18 protein-coding genes are annotated in these 20,282 nt (G+C 64.9%); 11 read left to right on the plus strand and 7 right to left on the minus strand.

The window, feature by feature from the left end; genetic code table 11:
* Positions 1-51: 51 nt before the first annotated feature.
* From zapE to AB7535_RS35170, 3 genes are all read right to left on the minus strand, one after another.
* Positions 52-1,236 carry a cell division protein ZapE gene (gene zapE / locus AB7535_RS35160; protein ID WP_354113480.1) on the minus strand — a complete coding sequence of 395 codons (1,185 nt, stop codon included), beginning with the start codon at positions 1,234-1,236 and terminating at the stop codon, positions 52-54.
* A gap of 240 nt (positions 1,237-1,476) precedes the next feature.
* A complete protein-coding gene (gene thpR / locus AB7535_RS35165) occupies positions 1,477-2,013 on the minus strand; it encodes an RNA 2',3'-cyclic phosphodiesterase (protein ID WP_028150485.1) in 537 nt (178 codons plus the stop codon).
* A gap of 174 nt (positions 2,014-2,187) precedes the next feature.
* Positions 2,188-2,823, minus strand: a complete 636-nt coding sequence (locus tag AB7535_RS35170) for an arylesterase (RefSeq protein ID WP_167768188.1) — start codon at positions 2,821-2,823, stop codon at positions 2,188-2,190.
* Between the two features lie 55 nt (positions 2,824-2,878).
* Between AB7535_RS35170 and AB7535_RS35175 the strand changes: the two genes are divergently transcribed.
* The 4 genes from AB7535_RS35175 to AB7535_RS35190 all read left to right on the plus strand — a co-directional run bounded on the left by AB7535_RS35175 (position 2,879) and on the right by AB7535_RS35190 (position 8,061).
* Positions 2,879-3,601 carry an ABC transporter ATP-binding protein gene (locus AB7535_RS35175; protein WP_071908649.1) on the plus strand — a complete coding sequence of 241 codons (723 nt, stop codon included), beginning with the start codon at positions 2,879-2,881 and terminating at the stop codon, positions 3,599-3,601.
* Positions 3,598-6,168, plus strand: a complete 2,571-nt coding sequence (locus AB7535_RS35180; protein ID WP_354113481.1) for an ABC transporter permease — start codon at positions 3,598-3,600, stop codon at positions 6,166-6,168. The genes AB7535_RS35175 and AB7535_RS35180 overlap by 4 nt, the downstream gene beginning before the upstream one ends.
* A gap of 270 nt (positions 6,169-6,438) precedes the next feature.
* Positions 6,439-7,230 carry a Bax inhibitor-1/YccA family protein gene (locus tag AB7535_RS35185; RefSeq protein WP_014490629.1) on the plus strand — a complete coding sequence of 264 codons (792 nt, stop codon included), beginning with the start codon at positions 6,439-6,441 and terminating at the stop codon, positions 7,228-7,230.
* Between the two features lie 303 nt (positions 7,231-7,533).
* Positions 7,534-8,061 carry a GNAT family N-acetyltransferase gene (locus tag AB7535_RS35190; RefSeq protein ID WP_354113482.1) on the plus strand — a complete coding sequence of 176 codons (528 nt, stop codon included), beginning with the start codon at positions 7,534-7,536 and terminating at the stop codon, positions 8,059-8,061.
* A gap of 148 nt (positions 8,062-8,209) precedes the next feature.
* On the opposite strand, the gene AB7535_RS35195 is transcribed toward AB7535_RS35190, so the two are convergent.
* The 3 genes from AB7535_RS35195 to acnA all read right to left on the minus strand — a co-directional run bounded on the left by AB7535_RS35195 (position 8,210) and on the right by acnA (position 12,905).
* A complete protein-coding gene (locus AB7535_RS35195; RefSeq protein ID WP_354113483.1) occupies positions 8,210-8,581 on the minus strand; it encodes a DUF2794 domain-containing protein in 372 nt (123 codons plus the stop codon).
* 609 nt (positions 8,582-9,190) lie between these two features.
* Positions 9,191-9,967 (minus strand): DUF1223 domain-containing protein, encoded by a 777-nt coding sequence (locus AB7535_RS35200; protein ID WP_135215832.1) that lies wholly within the window; start codon positions 9,965-9,967, stop codon positions 9,191-9,193.
* Positions 9,968-10,184: 217 nt separating this feature from the next.
* Entirely contained in the window at positions 10,185-12,905 is a 2,721-nt protein-coding gene (acnA, locus tag AB7535_RS35205; protein WP_063980406.1) for an aconitate hydratase AcnA, read from the minus strand.
* A 243-nt stretch (positions 12,906-13,148) separates the two neighbouring features.
* On the opposite strand from acnA, the gene ccmA reads away from it, so the two are divergent.
* From ccmA to AB7535_RS35240, 7 genes are all read left to right on the plus strand, one after another.
* On the plus strand, positions 13,149-13,751 hold the full coding sequence (ccmA, locus tag AB7535_RS35210; protein WP_135215836.1) for a heme ABC exporter ATP-binding protein CcmA: 603 nt from the start codon (positions 13,149-13,151) through the stop codon (positions 13,749-13,751).
* A gap of 274 nt (positions 13,752-14,025) precedes the next feature.
* Positions 14,026-14,694, plus strand: coding sequence for a heme exporter protein CcmB (gene ccmB, locus AB7535_RS35215; RefSeq protein ID WP_028150494.1), 669 nt, complete (start codon positions 14,026-14,028; stop codon positions 14,692-14,694).
* A gap of 91 nt (positions 14,695-14,785) precedes the next feature.
* Positions 14,786-15,517 carry a heme ABC transporter permease gene (locus AB7535_RS35220; RefSeq protein ID WP_354113572.1) on the plus strand — a complete coding sequence of 244 codons (732 nt, stop codon included), beginning with the start codon at positions 14,786-14,788 and terminating at the stop codon, positions 15,515-15,517.
* Complete coding sequence (gene ccmD / locus AB7535_RS35225; RefSeq protein ID WP_014490637.1) at positions 15,514-15,699, plus strand: heme exporter protein CcmD; 186 nt, start codon at positions 15,514-15,516, stop codon at positions 15,697-15,699. The genes AB7535_RS35220 and ccmD overlap by 4 nt, the downstream gene beginning before the upstream one ends.
* Before the next feature lie 10 nt (positions 15,700-15,709).
* Entirely contained in the window at positions 15,710-16,294 is a 585-nt protein-coding gene (locus tag AB7535_RS35230) for a DsbE family thiol:disulfide interchange protein (protein WP_085398328.1), read from the plus strand.
* Positions 16,295-16,460: 166 nt separating this feature from the next.
* The gene (locus AB7535_RS35235) at positions 16,461-17,831 is read left to right on the plus strand and encodes a hypothetical protein (RefSeq protein ID WP_354113484.1); all 1,371 of its coding nucleotides are present in this window, start codon (positions 16,461-16,463) and stop codon (positions 17,829-17,831) included.
* The gene (locus tag AB7535_RS35240; RefSeq protein WP_354113485.1) at positions 17,828-19,594 is read left to right on the plus strand and encodes a Dyp-type peroxidase; all 1,767 of its coding nucleotides are present in this window, start codon (positions 17,828-17,830) and stop codon (positions 19,592-19,594) included. The genes AB7535_RS35235 and AB7535_RS35240 overlap by 4 nt, the downstream gene beginning before the upstream one ends.
* A gap of 2 nt (positions 19,595-19,596) precedes the next feature.
* Here the strand turns inward: AB7535_RS35240 and AB7535_RS35245 are convergent, their stop codons facing one another.
* Positions 19,597-20,199 (minus strand): septation protein A, encoded by a 603-nt coding sequence (locus AB7535_RS35245; RefSeq protein WP_135215834.1) that lies wholly within the window; start codon positions 20,197-20,199, stop codon positions 19,597-19,599.
* Positions 20,200-20,282 lie beyond the last annotated feature (83 nt).

Genomic DNA, 20,282 nt, shown 5'->3' on the forward strand with positions numbered 1-20,282 from the left:
CGGGCTCGTCGCTTCGCGACGCCCCGGAATGACAGCGCTGGCAAATAGGACTTAAGTCTCTACCAGACCCTTGGTGGAGCCGCTGGCGGTGGAATCCTTGCGGCCGTGAGGCAGCGCCAGATAGGATTCCGAGCTCATCTCGATCAGGCGCGACGCCGTCCGCTTGAACTCCATGGCCTCGTTGCCCTCGTGGGCGAGGTAGAGCGAGATCGGATTGGCATCGGCCGAGGCCATCAGCTTCACGGCATTGTCATAGAGCGTATCGATCAGCGTGATGAAACGCTTGGCGGCGTTGCGCTGGGAAAAATCCATCACTGGAATATGGTCGACCAGGATGGTGTGATAGTCGTGCGCGAGGCGGAGGTAGTCGGACGCGCCGAGCGGTTTTTCGCAGAGATCCGCAAATCCGAACCGCGCCACGCCATGGGCCGAGCACGGCACGTGCAGGATGCGGCCCTTGAACGAAATATCGCGCGACTTGCATTTGGCGCCGCCAGTCATCTTCGACCAGGCGCGGTCGAGGGCCGCGCCGGCGTCGCCGTCGGCCGGCGTCAGCCACATTGGCACGCCCTGAAGCTTTTCCAGGCGGAAATCCGTGCGCGCATCGAGCCGCAACACGTCCATGTGGTCGGTGATCTGCTTGATGAAGGGCAGGAACAGCGAACGGTTCAGGCCGCCCTTGTAGAGATCGTCGGGCGCGACGTTGGAGGTCGCGACCACCACGGTGCCGAGCTCGAACAGCTTTGCGAACAGGCGGCCGAGGATCATTGCGTCCGCGATGTCGGTGACGTGGAATTCGTCGAAGCAGAGCAGCCAGCTCTCCTCGAAGATCGCGTTCGCAGTCAGCGCGATGACGTCGCCATCGGCGATCTCGCCGCGCGAGATGCCCTGGCGATAATCGTAGATGCGCTCATGCGCTTCCGCCATGAACTCGTGGAAATGCGCGCGGCGCTTGTGCTCGACGGTGCTGTGCTGGAAGAACAGGTCCATCAGCATGGTCTTGCCGCGGCCGACCTCGCCATGGACGTAGAGCCCGTGCGGCGCCTCGTCCTTGTCGCCGCTGAACAGACGACTGAGCAGGCCCTGCTTGCGCTGCGGCTTGTAGTTCGCGAGCCGCTGGTCGAGCGCCGCATAGGCTTCGGCGATTTCGGCCTGCGCAGCATCGGGCTCGATCGCGCCGGACGCGATCTGGGCCTGGTATGCCTCGCGGAATGAGGAACTGGGGGTGGAGAGCATGGCTCTTTACCGCCAGAGATGCGCGGAAATTGCAAGCCGTGAATTGGTGGGCGGGGTATGCGTTCCGCGTCCCGGACGCGCTACGGGAAGCAGTGACGCTGCGCAGAGCGGGGACCCACTATTTCGTACATCCATCGTGGAGCGATGGGCCCCGGCTCAGCAGCGCACCGCCCTAGCGTGTCGAAGACGCGCGTAAACGCGCTGATGGCGCTGCGCCGCGTCCGGGGCACGAGAGCTAGCTCACTCACACAGCTCGTAGGCGTCCTCGACCACATAGGGGCCGCCGCCGGTCGATGCGCGGGACGAGAACAAGACAAAACGTTCGGCCATGAACGCCTTGCTCGGGAAGTAACCGCGCAGCGAGAGATAGTCGGCGACGTCGCGGTCGGACGCGTCGTGCAGCCGGGCCAGCGTGACATGCGGGGTGAACTTGCGGCCTTCGGGATCGAGGCCGATCCGCTGCATCATGCGTTCGAGCTCGGCCTGCAATTCCATCAGCGGCTTGCTCGGCGCGATGGTCGCGACCACCGCGCGCGGCTTGCGGCCGCCGAAGCTCGTGAGCCCCTGCACCTTCACCTCGAAGGGCTTGCGATCAACGCGAAACAGCATCGATGCGATCTCGTTGGCGGACATGCCGTCGATATCGCCGATGAAGCGCAGGGTAACATGATAATTTTCGGGATCGACCCAGCGGGCGCCGGGAAGGCCGCCCCGTAAATTGGAAAGCGTCTGGCCGATCTCGGCCGGAATTTCCAGACCAGTGAACAAACGCGGCATCGTTTCGCACTCCCGATGCTTGGGCATGATCCCTGGGAAGGATCATATCCAAATTGTAGAGCCGGCGACGAATCACCGGTACCCTGATTCCTATCGCAGTTGTGTGACTCTGCGAAGCATCGCGCGCCTCACCCCGGTAAAACCCTGGGAATTACGGTTAGCGCTGCCCGCTTTTCAGCGGCGCTGCTCGCTTATGTTGCGCAAAAATGCCTCCACGCTGGGCATGATGTTGTTAACGATGATGTCGACGCCGGCCGCGGTCGGATGAATGCCGTCGGCCTGGTTGAGCTTGGCGTCGGCCGCGACGCCGTCGAGGAAGAACGGATAGAGCGGCACGTCGAATTTTTTCGCAAGATCCGGATAAATCGAATTGAAGCGCGCGGCGTATTCCGCGCCGTAATTCGGCGGCGCCAGCATGCCGCACAGCATCACCGCGATCTTGCGTGCCTTCAATCGCTGGACAATGTCGGTCAACGCGGTACGCGTCAAATCGGGGTCGATGCCGCGCAGCGCGTCGTTGGCGCCGAGCTCGACGATCACGCCGTCGGTTCCGTCCGGGACCGACCAGTCGAGCCGCTCACGGCCGCCGGACGAGGTGTCGCCGGACACGCCGGCATTGGTCATCTCGACCGCTATGCCTTTGGCCTGCAAGGCTTTTTGAAGTCTTGTGGGGAATGCGTCCTGGGCCGGGAGGCCGAGGCCGGCGCTCAGGGAATCGCCGAGAACGACCAGCTTGACCGGTTTTGCCGCTTCGGCCCATGCCGGATCAACCGCCGTCATCAAAGCGATCATCAACACGGCTATGTGCATGAAGAATCCGTAACGCCTCTCGACCGCGTATGCGGAGTTGCCATATGACCGGACCATGGATAGTCGCATCGAAACCTCTTCGCTCGCCGGCACCGCGCCGGACACCATCGCCATCTCCAACGTCAATCTTTCATTGGGTACGGGCGCGGCACGCGTTCACATCCTCAAGGATATCAGCCTGCGGGTCGCCTCGGGCGAGACGATCGGCCTGATCGGCCCGTCAGGCTCGGGCAAATCCACGCTGCTGATGGTGATGGCGGGGCTGGAGCGTCCTGATAGCGGAGAGGTGGTGGTGTCAGGCACGCCTTTCAATGCCCTCGACGAGGACGCGCTCGCCCGCTTCCGCGGCCGCCAGGTCGGCATCGTCTTCCAGTCCTTCCATCTGATCCCGACCATGACGGCGCTCGAGAACGTCGCCGTGCCGCTCGAACTCGCCGGCAACCCTGACGCTGCAAGACGCGCGGCGCAGGAGCTGCAATCGGTCGGGCTCGGCGATCGCCTGCATCACTATCCGACGCAGCTGTCCGGCGGCGAGCAGCAGCGCGTCGCGCTCGCCCGCGCGCTGGCGCCCGATCCCGCCATCCTCGTCGCGGACGAGCCGACCGGCAATCTCGACGAGGCGACGGGAAAGCAGATCGTCGATCTTCTGTTCAACAAACATGCCGAGCGCGGCATGACGCTGGTGCTGGTCACGCACGATTCCTCGCTCGCGCAGCGCTGCGATCGCGTGATCCGGCTGCGCTCCGGCCGCATCGACACCCAGTCTGCACCAGCATGAGCATCGCGGCCGAACCGTTCGCGAAACCCAACGGCGTCGCGCTGTCGCTGCGCTACGCGCTGCGCGAATTGCGCGGAGGCCTGCGCGGCTTCTATGTCTTCATCGCCTGCATCGCGCTCGGCGTGATGGCCATCGCGGGCGTCGGCTCGGTCTCGGCGAGCCTGAGCGACGGTCTCGCGCGCGAGGGCCGCACGCTGCTCGGCGGCGACGTCTCCTTCGTGCTGTTCCAGCGCGAGGCGAAGCCCGAGGAAGTCTCCTTCCTGCGCTCGCGCGGCACCGTGTCCAGCGCCGCCACCTTGCGCGGCATGGCGCGCTCCGCCGACGGCCAGCTCGCGCTGGTCGAGATGAAGGCGGTCGACGACACCTATCCGATGCTGGGTCAGCTGACGCTGGCGCCGCCGCTGCCGATGTCCGACCTGCTCGCGGAGCGCGACGGCGCGTTCGGTGCCGCCGCCGATCCGACGCTGCTGGCGCGGCTGTCGCTGAAAACCGGCGACCGCGTCACCATCGGGAGCGCAACGTTCCAGATCCGCAGCACCGTCGAAGCCGAGCCCGACAAGCTCGCCGGCGGCATCGGTTTCGGGCCGCGCTTCCTGATCAGCGAGGCGGGCCTGCGCGCCACCGGCCTGATCCAGCCCGGCAGCCTGGTGCGCTGGGTCTACCGGGTGAAGCTGCATGATACCGGCAACAGCGAGCGCGCCACCGACACCTTCATCGCGGACGCGCGCAACGCTGCGCCGCAGGCCGGCTGGGAGATCCGCAGCCGCTCCAATGCCTCGCCGCAGCTCGAGCGCAACATCAACCGCTTCACGCAATTCTTGACGCTGGTCGGCCTCGCCGCGCTCCTGGTCGGCGGCGTCGGCGTCGCCAATGCCGTCAAGAGCCATATCGACCGCCGGCTCGAGGTCATCGCGGCCTTCAAGGCGGTCGGCGCCACCGGCCGCGACGTGTTCGGTATCTATCTGGCGCAGGTCCTCCTGCTGGCGGGAATTGGCTCGGTGATCGGCCTTGCGCTCGGCGCCGCCATGCCGTTCGCCATCGTCGGCCTGTTCGGAAAACTGCTGCCGCTGCCGGTGGTGCCGGCCGTGCATGCCGACGAGCTCGCGCTGTCCTTCGTCTATGGCCTGCTCACGGCGCTCGCCTTCGGCCTGTGGCCGCTCGGGCGCGTGCACGACGTGCCGGTCGCCGCGCTGTTCCGCGACACCATCAGCTCCGAATGGCACCGGCCGCGCTGGAGTTATGTCGTGTTCATGGCCGTCGTGATCGCGCTGCTGATCGCGGTCGTGATTGGATTGTCCTTCGACAAGCGCATCGCCGCGGTGTTCGTGGCCTCCTCCGTCGTCGTGTTCGCCCTGCTCCGCGGCATCGCCGCCCTGCTGATGACGATCGCGCGCCGGCTGCCGCGCACGCGCCTGCCGATGCTGCGGCTGGCGATCGCCAACATCCACCGGCCCGGCGCGCTGACGCCCTCCGTCGTGCTGTCGCTCGGGCTCGGGCTCGCCGTGCTCGTCACCATCACCCAGATCGACGGCAATCTGCGCCGGCAGTTCCTTGCGGCCCTCCCCGAGCACGCGCCGTCGTTCTTCTTCATCGACATCCCGAGCACGCAGGCCGAGCAGTTCGACGGCTATCTGCGCGGGATCGCGCCGGGCGCAAAGGTCGAGGACGTGCCGATGCTGCGCGGGCGCATCGTTGCCGCGCGCGGGGTCCGTGCCGAGGACCTCAAGCCCACCACCGATTCCGAATGGGTGCTGCAAAGCGACCGCGGCCTGACCTATACCGCCGAATTGCCAAAGGGTTCCAAGGTGGTCGAGGGCGAATGGTGGAGCGCCGACTATTCCGGCCCGCTGCTGGTCTCGATGGAGAAGAAGATCGCCGACGGGCTCGGCCTCAAGCTCGGCGACGAGATCGTGGTCAACGTGCTCGGCCGCGACATCCCGGCCAAAATCGGCAATCTGCGCACCATCGACTGGCAGGGCATGGGCATCAATTTCGTGCTGGTGTTCTCGCCCAACGCCTTCAAGGGTGCGCCGCATACCCATATCGCGACGCTCACCGAGGCCGGCGGCACTGCGGCCGGCGACGGCAAGATCATCAGGCAAGTCGCCGACACCTATCCGATGGTGACGAGCGTGCGCGTGCGCGAGGTGATGGAGACGGTCGGCTCGGTCGTGACCAATCTGGCGCTCGCGATCCGCGGCGCCAGCGCGGTGACCCTGATCTCGGCGATCCTGGTGCTGGGCGGCGCGCTCGCCGCCGGCCACCGCCACCGGGTCTATGATGCGGTGATCCTCAAGACCCTCGGCGCGACCCGGCTGCGGCTGCTCGGCGCCTATGCCCTCGAATACCTGCTGATCGGACTTGCCACCGCGGTGTTCGGCGTGATCGCCGGCAGCGTCGCGGCCTGGATGATCGTGACGCGGCTGATGACGCTGAGTTTCGTCTGGCAGGCCGGCAGCGCGGCCGGCGTGGTCGCGGCGGCCCTGGTCGTCACGGTCGGACTTGGGCTCGCCGGGACGCTGCTGGCATTGAACAAAAAGCCCGCCACGGTGTTGCGGAATTTGTGACAAATGGTAGCGGGCGACCCCGCGATGTCGGAATCGCACGATTCCAGCGATTAACCACGTCTGCTCGCCAGGATTGCGGGCGAGGGCGACATTCAGCCGCGCGTGGACGGTTGCAGCGAATGTGTTAGTTTCCCACATATCCAATGGGTTCGGACCCCCGATTATGAGCCAGAATTTAGTCGGCACAGATCGGTATCCGAGATAGAATTTGACGAACCGGCGGCATGGCGACCCTCATGCCGGACCGGGCTAACCAACGGGAATTCGACCATGTCGGACCTAGACCGTAACTACGCTTCTCCTTTCGGCAGGGCCGCCGGGCGTGTTGACGCCGCGACGGTCGATGCCGGCCTGCGCGCCTATATGCTGCGCATCTACAATTACATGAGCATCGGCCTCGCCATCACCGGCCTGGCCGCGCTCGGCGTCTATATGGCCGCCGTGACCGACGTTCCGACCCCGGAAGCCGTCCGCGTCGGCAAGCTGTTCCTGACGCCGTTCGGCTACGCGATGTTCGTCAGCCCCCTGAAGTGGCTGTTCATGCTCGCGCCGCTCGCGATGGTGTTCGTGATCTCGGCGGGCATCAACCGTCTCGCCCCCTCGACCGCGCAGATCCTGTTCTGGGTGTTCGCGGCGCTGATGGGCATCTCGCTGTCCTCGATCTTCCTGGTGTTCACGCACACCTCGATCGTGCGGGTGTTCTTTATCACCGCGGCCACGTTTGGCGCACTGAGCCTCTACGGCTACACCACCAAGCGTGATCTGACCGGGATGGGCTCGTTCCTGTTCATGGGCCTGATCGGCATCATCATCGCGAGCCTGGTCAACCTGTTCCTGGCGAGCACGATGCTGCAGTTCATCGTCTCGGTGGTGGGCGTGCTGGTGTTCGCGGGCCTCACCGCCTGGGATACCCAGCGGCTGAAGAACGACTACATCTACGGCTACGCCTCGGCCGGCGGTGACATCGCAGAGCGTGCGGCCATCACCGGCGCGCTGTCGCTGTACCTGAACTTCATCAACCTGTTCACGCTGCTCCTGCAGCTCCTCGGCCAGCGCGACTAAGCGCTTCGACGAGGGAACGGATACGAACCCCGGCCGAGAGGCCGGGGTTTTTGTTTGGGCCGGGATGCGCGACGCCCCCCCGCTGTCATCGCCCGCCTTGTGCGCAATTGCGCACTGGGGCGGGCGATCCAGTACGCCGCAGCGGCTCGGTTCTAGCCGCGCTGTCTCGGAGTACTGGATGCCCCGCCTGCGCGGGGTATGACAGCGGAGAAGATTGGAGGGCTGCTGCGCTGGCGATGACGGAGCATGGGGAAGCGGTGTTGCCCCTTCCAGTGACCGCGGGAAGGCTCTAATCTCGCCGCCATGTCCGCACCTGAGATCAGGCCCGCCATTGAGGCCGACCTTCCCGCCATCACCGCCATCTACAAGCAGGCCGTCCGCGAGGGCACCGCGACATTCGAGCTGGCGCCGCCGGATCTGGCCGAGATGACGCGCCGCTACCGCGCGCTGATCGACGGCGGCTACCCCTATTTCGTCGCCATCCTCGATCGTAGCGTCGCCGGCTATGCCTATGCCGGCGCCTACCGGCCGCGGCCGGCCTACCGCTTCACGGTCGAGAACTCGATCTATCTCGATCCCACGTTCCACCGCCGCGGCATCGGCTCGTTGCTGCTGGACCGGCTGATCGCCGAATGCGAGGCGCGCGGCTTCCGCCAGATGATCGCGGTGATCGGCGATTCCGCCAATGCCGGCTCGATCGGCGTGCACACGCGCGGCGGTTTCAAGATGATCGGCACGCATCCCAATGTTGGCCTGAAATTCGGCCGCTGGCTCGACACGGTGATGATGCAGCGGGATCTGGGCGAGGGCGCGAGCACGGTGCCGAAATAACCTCGGTCTCGTAGGGTGGGCAAAGCGACTTGTCCGCCGTAGCTCGGAGAGCGTAAGGCGGAAGCGTGCCCAGATGCCCGGCGATTGAGGAAAGATGGTGGGCACGGCGCGGTGCGCCTTTGCCCACACTACGGCACCGTCCGTAAGGCTAAACCACCGCCAGCTTGCGATCGATCACCAGCAGCACGCGCTCGAGCTCGTGGCCGCGGCGCAGGATCAGGCCGGTCGCCGTAATCACACTGTACATGCCCTGCTTGCGCGCCAGCCGCGGGTCCTTCTCGATGCGATAGATCGGCACTTCCGAGGCGCGGCGGAAGACCGAGAACACCGCGCGGTCCTTCAGGAAGTCGATGGCATAGTCGCGCCACTCGCCGTCGGCGACCATGCGGCCGTAGAGGTTGAGGATGCGGTTCAGTTCCAGCCGGTTGAATGTCACCCGGTTGGGTTGGGCATTCGCAGCGGTGGGGCGCGCCACTGCGCGCTGCTCGCTCGGATCGGCATCCTCCGGCGTCAGACTCATCGAGCGCCTCCTCATCTCGCGGCATGATCGCATCCGCGAAGGACCGTCCCCGGAACCGCGGATCATGACAGTTGCATGATCGCGCCAACTGTTCCCCGCCGCAAGGGGCTCTTCACTCAACTGATTGAATCGGGGGCGAATCGGAGCACACGCAGGAGTGGAATTCTATCGCGGCAAACCGTCACGGGATCGTTAGAAGGAATCTTGATATCGCCGCTTTTCCGCCAAGCGCCTGCCGCCCTGCATTGCGAAAAGACCTGTGTGCGTTGACCCGGTCCTTTCGGTTCCGGATTCCTCAGCCCCCAGCCCCCCGGGGCCGTCAGGATCGGGTCTGTACGCGCGACAAGGAGGGCCAACGCAAGTTGGTCCTTTTTGGTTTGTGCCGAGATGTTTCCGGCACGACCAACTTCCCTCTGATTGACGCGAAGACGACTCTCTCCCCTCATCCTGGGGAGCCGCGAGGCGGCGTCTCGCAGGATGGAAGGCCGCTGCATCAGCCGCGCCTGCATAGTTCTCGCGGCGACGCGTAGCATCGTCCGCCTCGCGCGCAAGGGCGCTCCTCACCATGAGGCGTGAGAGCGAGTACGACGCTGGCGAGAGAAATCTGATCTAGTGCAGCGACGTGTAAGCTGCGCCGAGCATCGCACCCGGCTTCTCACGGCTGCCGTCCTGGACATAGACCACAGCGCCGTCGACGCCGTCGCGCGTGAGATTTTCCAACGGCACCGTCCAGCTTTCCGGACGCCCGTTCCAGTCGCCGACCTTGAGCAGGTTGCGCACGACGTTGTGATAGGTGATCTGCTGTCCGCGATTTTCGCCGCGGCTGATTGCGATCGGCACCGATTTCGTGATCGAGCAGATCCAGACCTCACCGTGCGAGACCGCCGACTCCTTGCTCGCCGCCACCGACACGTTGATCTGCTTGCCTGCAAGCGACATCGTCACCGGCACGCTCATTACGCCTGCGCCGTTGTCGGTCTTGCCGATCGCGCTCTCGATGCCGGCGCGATCGCTGCCGATGACATGCGTCGAACCGTTGACCACGACTTGCGGCGTATAGACCTCGCGGTCGCCGCGCATGCGCGAATAGGCGCGCTGCCGCGCCGAGAAGCGCGAATCCGCAAGCGTGTCCTTCCAGCCGAGATAATCCCAATAGTCGATCGGCATGCTCAGCGCGATGATCGACGGGTCGTTGGAGAGATCGCCGATGACCTGGTCGGCGGGCGGGCAGGAGGAGCAGCCCTGCGATGTGAAGAGCTCGACTACGGCGCGAGGATCAGCCTCGGCGGGACGGATGACGGCGACGATGGCGCAGATACCAAGTGCTCCCGACCAGAGTGCACCGGACCAGCGCGAAACCAGATTAGAAGCCATCATTGCAGTCATTTTGAACGTCACACCTCGCACGCGTGGGGGAAGATCCTATCGCCTGATGGTCACCGTAGTCTTACGGGCATCGTACATTCAACCGTCCGGGGCGAGGTTTTCCGCCGGGCGGGACCATCGGACGCGTGTTCTAACGCACGAAGGCGGCCTTGTGATAGGCCGCCCTCGTTTAACCTTCTACTCACGTCGCGGTGAGCCACCGTTCACAAATTCGCGCTTAGGCCGCGAGCTTGCGCAGCACGTAGTGCAGAATGCCGCCGTTCCGGTAGTAATCGAGCTCATCCAGCGTATCGATGCGGCAAAGCAGCGAAACCCGCTGCAACGAACCGTCGCCGGAGACGATCTCCGCGGTCAGCTTCTGACGCGGCTTCAGGTCGCCGACCAGGCCGCGCAGCGTGACCTTCTCGTCGCCCTTCAGGCCGAGCGACGACCAGGAGGTGCCCTCTTCGAAGGTCAGCGGCAGCACGCCCATGCCGACCAGGTTGGAGCGGTGGATGCGCTCGAAGCTCTGGCAGATCACGGCGCGGACGCCGAGCAGGCGCGTGCCCTTCGCAGCCCAGTCGCGCGAGGAACCGTTGCCGTATTCGGCGCCGGCGAACACCACCAGCGGCACCTGCTCCTGCTGGTACTTCATCGCGGCGTCGTAGATCGACATCTGCTCGCCGTCGGGCCAGTGCTTGGTGAGACCGCCTTCCGGGATATTTCCGTCAGCGCCCTTCAGCATGAAGTTCTTGATGCGGATGTTGGCGAAGGTGCCGCGCATCATCACTTCATGGTTGCCGCGACGCGTGCCGTACTGGTTGAAGTCGGCCGGACGCACCTGGTGTTCGCTGAGATATTTGCCGGCGGGCGAGGTGAGCTTGATCGAACCGGCCGGCGAGATGTGGTCGGTGGTGATCTTGTCGCCGAACATGGCGAGGATGCGCGCCTCGATGATGTCGGTGACCGGCTCCGGCTCCTTCTTCATGCCGTCGAAATAGGGCGGGTTCTGCACATAGGTCGAGCTCATGTTCCAGCGATAGGTCTCGCTCTCGACCGTCTTGATCTTGCGCCAGTTGGTGTCGCCCTTGAACACGTCGGCATACTTCTTCTTGAAGATCGACGCGGTCACGAACTTCTTCATGAAGGCGTTGATCTCCTTCGTCGTCGGCCAGATGTCCTTGAGGTACACCGGCTTGCCGTCCTTGCCTTCACCGAGCGGCTCGACGGCGAGGTTCTTGGTGACGCTGCCCGCGAGCGCGTGGGCGACGACCAGCGGCGGCGAAGCGAGATAATTCGCCTGCACGTCCGGCGAGACGCGGCCTTCGAAGTTGCGGTTGCCGGAGAGCACGGCGGCCGCGACGATGCCGTTGTCGTTGATCGACTTCGAGATCTCCTCGGGCAGCGGACCGGAATTCCCGATGCAGGTGGTGCAGCCGAAGCCGACCAGGTTGAAGCCGACCTTGTCGAGATCAGCCTGCAGACCGGAATCGGCGAGATAGGCCGCGACCACCTGGCTGCCCGGCGCGAGTGACGTCTTCACCCACGGTTTTGCCTTGAGGCCCTTGGCGGCAGCGTTGCGCGCAAGCAGGCCGGCGCCGATCAAGACGCTCGGATTCGAGGTGTTGGTGCAGGAGGTGATGGCGGCGATCACGACGTCGCCATGACCGATCTCGAAGTTCTTGCCGTCGACGGCAAAGCGCTTCCCGGGCTCGTCGGTCTTCTTGTACTCGGTGCCGAGCGCGAGCGAAAAGCCTTCGGCGACCGACGGCAGCGCGATGCGGCCTTCGGGACGCTTCGGACCGGCCATCGAGGGAACGACGTCGCCGAGGTCGAGGGTCAGCGTTTCCGTGAACACCGGATCGGCCGACTTGGCGGTGCGGAACAGGCCCTGCGCCTTGGCATAGGCCTGCACCAGCGCGACGCGCGCCGGAGCGCGGCCGGAGGTCTTGAGGTAATCGAGCGCAGCAGCGTCGACCGGGAAGAAGCCGCAGGTCGCGCCATATTCCGGCGCCATGTTGGCGATGGTCGCCTTGTCGGCGACGGACAGGTGATCAAGGCCGGGACCGAAGAACTCGACGAACTTGCCGACCACGCCGAGCTTGCGCAGCATCTGCGTCACGGTCAGCACGAGGTCGGTCGCGGTGACGCCTTCCTTCATCGCGCCCTTCAGCTTGAAGCCGACGACGGTAGGCAGCAGCATCGACAGCGGCTGGCCGAGCATGCAGGCTTCCGCCTCGATGCCGCCGACGCCCCAGCCGAGCACGGCGAGACCGTTGACCATGGTGGTGTGGGAGTCGGTGCCGACCAGCGAGTCGGGATAGGCGACCTCGAAGGTGCCGGTCTTCTTGCCGACCGTCATCTTCTCCTTCTTGGTCCAGACCGTCTGGGAGAGATATTCGAGATTGACCTGATGGCAGATGCCGGTGCCGGGCGGCACGACCGAGAAGTTCGAGAACGCCTTCTGGCCCCACTTCAGGAACTCGTAGCGCTCCTGGTTCTGCTTGTATTCCTCGGTGACGTTCTTGCCGAAGGCCTTGTTGTCGCCGAAGAAGTTCACGATCACGGAGTGGTCGATGACGAGGTCGACCGGAACCAGCGGGTTGATCTTCTCGGCATCGCCGCCGAGCTTCTGCATCGCGTTGCGCATCGCGGCGAGATCGACCACGGCCGGCACGCCGGTGAAATCCTGCATCAGCACGCGGGCCGGGCGGAATGCGATCTCATGCTCCAGCGACTTCTTGCGCAGCCACTTCGACACCGCCACGATGTCTTCCTTCTTGACCGTGCGGCCGTCCTCGTTGCGCAGGAGGTTCTCGAGCAGAACCTTCATCGAATAGGGGAGTTTCGAAATTCCCTTCAGACCATTCTTCTCGGCCGTGGGCAGGCTGTAATAGACATAGGTCTTGGCGCCGACCTTGAGGGTCTTTTTGCATTTGAAGCTGTCGAGCGAGGTCATGTAGGAAATCCCAATTGTTAGTTATACCCGGCAAGGGGTATTTTAACACCGTCAGCGAGTCCGGCTGGGTCGCTTGCAGGGGCAGGTTGAGTTGCTGCATCAAGTAGTTCCGGGCTTATAGAAGCTTTCTAACCGCGCCGCCACAGCCACAAACGTGCCGCAGCAATCCGCGAGCCAAAAATTCCCATGCGCTACCCCAAGATTTCCTGAGGCCAGGCTTTGAGCGGATTGAACCAAGGCAAGATGCAGCTGTCCGGACGCGGGGTCGTTTGCGTGCGCGGCGGGCGCGAGGTGTTTTCCGGGCTCGATTTCGAGGCGGTCTCGGGCGAAGCCGTGGCGGTCGTGGGCCGGAACGGCTCGGGCAAGACCTCGCTGCTGCGGCTGATCGCGGGCCTGCTGATTCCGGCCGGCGGGACAATCGCGCTCGATGGCGGCGATGCCGAGCTGACGCTGCCGGAGCAGTGCCACTATCTCGGCCATCGCGACGCCCTGAAGCCGGCACTGAGCGTGGCGGAAAACCTGTCATTCTGGGCTGATTTTCTGGGCGGCGAGCGCAGTGATGCGGCCAAGAGCCTCGCCATCGTCGGGCTCGATCACGCCACTCACCTGCCCGCGGCCTTCCTGTCCGCCGGCCAGCGCCGCCGCCTGTCGCTGGCCCGGCTGCTGACGGTGCGCCGCCCGGTCTGGCTGCTGGACGAGCCGACCACGGCGCTGGACGTGGCCGGCCAGGGCATGTTCGAGGGCCTGATGCGGGAGCATCTCGGCCGCGGCGGCCTGATCATCGCTGCGACCCATGCGCCGCTCGGCATCGATTCGCGGGAGCTGAGGATTGGGGAAATGACATGATTCCGACGGACCCTCAGCTTTCTAAGCGGCTGGGCTCCGCCCTCTCCGTTCCCTCCCCCCTCCTGTCCGCCGAAGCCTTGGCGAAGGCGGATGCGGGGGAGGGTCAGGGAGAGGGGTGCCACACGGCGCGCTCTATCGGCTCAAGCAGTTGGGAAGCGGCTGCTCTGTTGCGGACAATCTGCCCGAAACAGACATCTCTCCCGGGGCTACCCCCCTCCCCGACCCTCCCCCGCAAGGGGGGAGGGAGTGCAGCCGTGCCCATCGAGGCCACCCCATGACCGCCCTGTCCGCCCTCATCCGCCGGGACATCCGGATCGCGCTCCGTGTCGGCGGCGGGGCATTGATCGGGGTGCTGTTCTTCCTGACCGTCGTCGTGCTGATGCCGTTCGCGGTGGGGCCGGATCTGGCGCTGCTGTCGCGGCTGGGGCCGGCGATCCTGTGGCTCGGCGCGCTGCTGGCAAGCCTGCTCACCCTGGACCGGCTGTTCATGGCCGACCACGAGGACGGCTCGCTCGACCTGATCACGATGAGCCGGACGCCGCTGGAACTCGCCTGCGCCGCCAAGGCGCTGGCGCATTGGCTGGCCGCGGGCCTGCCACTGATTGTCGCAACCCCGGTGCTCGGCCTGCTGCTCAACCTCGACATGGTCGCGACCGGGGCGGTGGCGCTGACGCTCCTGGCCGGTACGCCGGCGCTGACCTTCACCGGCATGATCGGCGCGGCGCTGGCGGTGACGCTGCACCGGGGCGGACTGCTGATGGCCGTGCTGGTGCTGCCGCTGTCGATCCCGGTGCTGATTTTCGGCGTCGCGGCCTCGCAGGCCGTGATCGTCGGTCCGATGACGTTCGGCGCACCGTTCTCGATCCTGTGCGCGCTGTCGCTGGTCAGCCTCGTCATCGGCCCTTTCGCGGCGGCGGCGAGCCTGCGCCATGGTCTCGATTGAAATGGGCCGGATTGCCCTTGACCCCGATCAACTTTCGCTGCGCGCTTTTATGCTGATTGCGTGAGTGCTGACCTGTGATTATCAGAATACCATGACGCTGATCGATCTCGCCAATCCGACACGGTTCCTCGCGCTGACGGCGCGGGTGCTGCCGTGGCTTGCGGCCGCGACCGTCTTCCTGCTCACCATCGGCCTCTACCAGTCCGCTCTCGCGCCCGACGACTACCAGCAGGGCGCGACGGTGAAGATCATGTTCATCCACGTGCCCAACGCCTGGCTGTCGATGTTCGTCTGGGGCGTGATGAGCATCGCCTCATTGGGCACGCTGGTGTGGCGGCATCCGCTCGCCGACGTCGCCGCCAAAGCCGCCGCGCCGATCGGCGCCGCCTTCACCTTCCTCGCGCTGCTCACGGGATCGCTGTGGGGCCGGCCGATGTGGGGCACCTATTGGGAATGGGATGCGCGGCTGACCTCGGTGCTGATCCTCTTCCTGATGTATCTCGGCCTGATGGCGCTGTGGCGCGCGGTCGAGGATCCCTCGCGCGCGGCGCGCGCCGCCGCGGTGCTGACGCTGGTCGGCGCGATCAACCTGCCGATCATCAAGTTCTCGGTCGACTGGTGGAACACGCTGCACCAGCCGGCGTCGGTGATGCGCATGGGCGGCTCGACGCTCGACAAATCGTTCCTGATCCCGCTGCTGCTGATGGCCATCGCGTTCACGCTGCTGTTCGTCACGTTGCACCTGGCGGCGATGCGCAACGAGATCCTGCGCCGCCGCGTCCGCTCCTTGCAGATGATGCAAGCGAGCCAGAAGGCCGCATGACGATGTCACTTGGTCCCTACGCGTCCTTCATCGTGACGTCCTATGCCGCGGCGGCGCTCGTGGTCGTGATCCTGATCGGCTGGATCGTGCTCGACTATCGCAGCCAGACGGAGCGCCTGCGCGAGCTCGACCGCAGCGGCGTCACCCGTCGCTCCGGACGCAGCGCAACGGACACGCCATGAGCGATCAATCATGAGCGATCAACCGACTTCCGCTCCGCCGCAGCGCCGCACCTTCCTGATGGTGCTGCCGCTGATCGCCTTCATCGCCCTGGCGCTGCTGTTCTGGTTCCGGCTCGGCAGCGGCGATCCCTCGCGGATTCCGTCCGCGCTGATCGGCCGGCCGGCGCCGCAGACCGCGCTGCCGGCGCTCGAGGGATTGCAGGCCGACAATTCGCAGGTGCCGGGCCTCGATCCCGCCGCGTTCAAAGGGAAGGTCAGCCTCGTCAATGTCTGGGCGTCCTGGTGCGTGCCCTGCCATGACGAAGCGCCGCTCCTGACCGAGCTCGCCAAGGACAAACGCTTCCAGCTCGTCGGCATCAACTACAAGGACGCGGCCGACAACGCGCGCCGTTTCCTCGGCCGCTACGGCAACCCGTTCGGCCGCGTCGGTGTGGACGCCAACGGCCGCGCCTCGATCGAATGGGGCGTCTATGGCGTGCCGGAGACGTTCGTGGTCGGGCGCGAAGGCACCATCGTCTACAAGCTGGTGGGACCGATCACGCCGGACAATCTGCGGACCGTGTTGTTGCCGCAGATGGAGAAGGCGTTGAAGTAGAGACGTGGAGGCCTGCCGGCATCCCTCATTGCTTCGCGAAATTCTCACCAACCCTGCTTGACAACCAAAGGGTGAGAGCTAGGCTCGCCACCAGTGACCGGCCATTCCAGTCATCGATTTCATTTTTGAATTTTTATGACGATTGCTTGTGAGCGAGGAATTGCGCATGGCGCTGCTCGAAGCCTACGACCCTCCCGCGCGGATGACGGATTTCGACCTCATCGAGGGACAGCGCGAGGCCTGGCACAAGTTTGTTCTCGAGGCTTTTGATTCCTCGATCGGCGTAGAAGAAGCTGCCTTGCAGAAAGTTGCAAAGGGTGCGACGGCGCGCTCCGCTTTCTTCTCCGCCGTACGGTTCGACCCCGGCCCGACGATCGAGCAGGCGGTTCTCTGGAATGCGTTTCCCAAGGAGTTGCTGCGTCGTTTCGGCCGGAGGCGCGCGCTGATCGAGGCCGACCAGCTGTGGCCGATGTCGGCATATCGATATGATTGGCGCTACAACCCGGACGTACCGGCGCGTACCGGCGCCGGCGCGCCGGGCGTCGACTTTCCCGACGACATCTTCTACCGGCCTTTGGTCGAATATTGTGAATGGCACGTCGACCGCGATCCGGATTCGGGCCGAATCCGCCGCGTGTGCTTCACGTCCGAGCCACCGGAATATTGGTTCGCGATGTATGGCGGCACGGTGCCTGGATCGAGTGTCCCCTTCCCGGGGTCCAAGGATCTGGTGCTGGAGCTCTATCGCAAGCTCGTCAGCCCCAAGGTCGAGATGAAGGACCTCCAGGCGCAGACGCCGATCAATTCGCCCTTCGGCAATTTGAATCCCGGCGACTACAACCCCCACAACAAGTGGAATACGACGCACGGCATCGTGCACCTGACCGCACCGCCCAACGCGCTGACCGCCGAGATCCAGCTCGGCGCCGACGCCACCCAGCTCTATCATAATGCGCATGGCAATCCGGTGGTCGATCCCGACGCATTCATCGCGGGCACGGGCATGGGCGGGCCGAACCGCAACAGCGATCCGACGATAGCCGCTACCGTGAACGCGCTCGCCAGAGCGGGGGCCATGGTCACGCTGGCAAACCCCGTCGGGCTCTACATGGATCACATCGACCTCGCAGGCTGGGAGTTTCCCGGCGGCATGAGCAGGAACGATTGCGTCCATGTCGTGCGCGGGCAGCCTCATCTCATCGAGCGCTTGGTCGTGGAAGTGCCCGGCGGCGAGTTCACGGTGTCCGACATCACGATCGGCGGCGTTCCCATCGCGTTCGGCGGGCACATCGCCGAATGCATCACGGTCAAGCTCGTCGGCGCGGCGGGGGCGCTTGGCTCGACGAACAATCCGTCGCTGCCGATGCCGACCGTCGGAAATGTCGATCCCGTCGGCGCCCGCGAAGTTTTCGTGCGCTCGCGAATGGGGGTGCCCAACGGGACTATCCCGGCCTTCGTCCATGAAAGCGGAGAACTGGAGCAGCGGGTGACCCGCGCAGCACTTGCAAGCGCGCGGCCCGTCAGGGGGGTCCGATGAGCAGCGCCGGTAACATGCCTTGGCCGCTCGAGCCTGTCCTCGACATGGACGACATCCAGGGGATCGCGGTGCCCGGCTTCCTGAAGCCGCATCAAATTCTGCTGGGCATTCGCTATCAGCGCAAAGAGGCCGACATGGCGAGCCTCAGAACGCTTCTGGCGAAGCTGACGCCCGATATCTCGACCGCGGCCGACACCTTGCGCGATCGCCGCGAACACCGGCAGTTGGCCAAATCGCCCAGCTCCAAGTCCTCCGACCAGAAGCAGAAGACGGTGTTCCCGCCCCTGGTGGCGATCGGCTTCGGCTACCAGGGACTGTTCGATCTCGCGGTCGGCGCCGCGCTGATCCCGAGCGTAGCGTACAAGAACGGGATGGTCGCGCGCTCCGCCTTGCTGGGTGACTCGACGACGCCGGGCACGCCCGGCAATCCGACGACATGGAGCGTCGGCAAGCCCAGTGAGGAACTCGACATTCTCGTGGTCGTCGCCGGCGACGACCGGAAATCTGTCCGGCTGCGGGCGGACGAGATCGTGAAGGCCTTCGTGGCCACCGGCGCCAAGGTCAACGAGCAGGTCGGCAATGTCCGGGACGACGTCGAGGGCCAGGTCGGTCACGAGCACTTCGGCTTCGACGATGGTGTGTCGCAACCTGGCGTCCGCGGACGAGCGTCCGGCGCAGATGACGACTTCATCACCGACAGATATGTGGACCGCTCACAATTTCCGGCGGCCGCGCTCTATGGCTATCCGGGACAAGACCTGGTTTGGCCGGGTGAATTCGTCATCGGTTATCCGCAAACAGGCCCGGACCCGCTGATACCGGGCCCTGTCCTCGAACCATCACCGTGGTGGATGCGAAACGGGTCCTATCTGGTCTATCGCCGCCTGTTGCAGGATGTCGGCCTGTTCTGGCGAACGATGCGCGATGAAGCGGAGCGTCTCTCTACCCTTCCCGGCTTCGACAAGATGGACGAGAAAACGCTTGCGTCCCGGCTGGTCGGACGTTGGCCGAGCGGAGCGCCCGTCAACCGGGTGCCCGAGGGCGACGACGAGGACCTGGGTGAGAACTCGTTCGCCAACAATCACTTCCGCTTTGATTCCAACACGCATGCCTTGAAGCTCATCGGCGGCAAGGACCCGTTTCCGCAGGCCGAGGCGGATCCGGTCGGACGGACGTGCCCGCTTGCCGCACACATCCGCAAGGTGAACACGCGAGATGCGCCCTCGGATATGGGCGGACGCAGCTCCACCTACGAGCGGAGACTCCTGCGCGTCGGCGTCCCCTTCGGCCCGTCACTCAAAAATCGCTACGCCAGGAAGGTGGAGGGCGAACCGGAGCGCGGATTGTTGTTCCTGAGCATTCAAAGCTCGATCGAGGAGCAATTCGAATTCCTCCAGGCGCGATGGATCAACGACGAATCGCGACCCAAGGCACCGAGCGGCCATGACATGATCGTCGGGCAAAACGCGGCGGCGGCGGACGGCGTGCGCAGGTGCGGCATTTTCGGCAAGGGATTGCAGCAGGCGCGGGTCGAGGCCGACGGAGAATTCGTGACGGCGTCCGGCGGAGGCTACTTCTTCGTCCCTTCGATCACTGCACTCGGAACCGTCATTGCCGGCACGCAACCGGCGCTGTCCGTTCAACTCTCTGCCGATCACCGGCTGGAAGGTGTGAGCCCGGACAAGGATCTTCCGAAGGTGGCGCGCAAGACGTCTTCGGGACGCAAGACATCTTCGGGACGAAAGGCGCGCGGCAAGCGCTGACGCTACCCCTTCCGCACATCCCCCGCGTCGGCCTCGCTCGCCTCCAGCGACGCCGGCTCGATCCCGTAGCGCTTGGTCAGCGGCATCTGGGCGATGGCGAAGATCATCGTGATCGGCGTGACGCCGAACACCTTGAAGTTCACCCAGAAATCCGTGCTCTGGGTGCGCCAGACGATCTCGTTCAGGATGGCCATGCCGGCGAAGAACAGCGCCCAGCGCAGCGTGAGGATGCGCCAGCCCTGCGGGGTCAGGTTGAACATCTGGTCGAACATCACGGCGATGAAGGAGCGGCCGAACAACAGCCCGCCGCCGAGGATCGCCGCGAACAGGCCGTAGATGATGGTCGGCTTGACCTTGATGAAGGTCTCGTCGTGCAGCACCAGCGTCAGCGTGCCGAACACCAGCACGATCACGCCTGTCACGATCGCCATGATCGGGATATGGCGCGTCACCACATAGGACGCGATCATCGCCGCCACGATCGCGACCATGAAGGCGCCGGTCGCGGCGAACAGATTGAACTTCGCATTCACGAAGAAGAACACGAGCAGCGGACCGAGCTCGGTCGCGAGCTTGAACAGCGGATGCGGCTGGGTCTTGTCCATTCTCTCTTCCGTCTCTCCCACCCTTCGAGACGACCGCTTCGCGGTCTCCTCAGGATGAGGACCTCATGTGTGGCACGACCTCA

It is taken from the genome of Bradyrhizobium sp. 956_D2_N1_4 (assembly GCF_052076025.1).
GTDB classification, from domain to species: domain Bacteria; phylum Pseudomonadota; class Alphaproteobacteria; order Rhizobiales; family Xanthobacteraceae; genus Bradyrhizobium; species Bradyrhizobium barranii.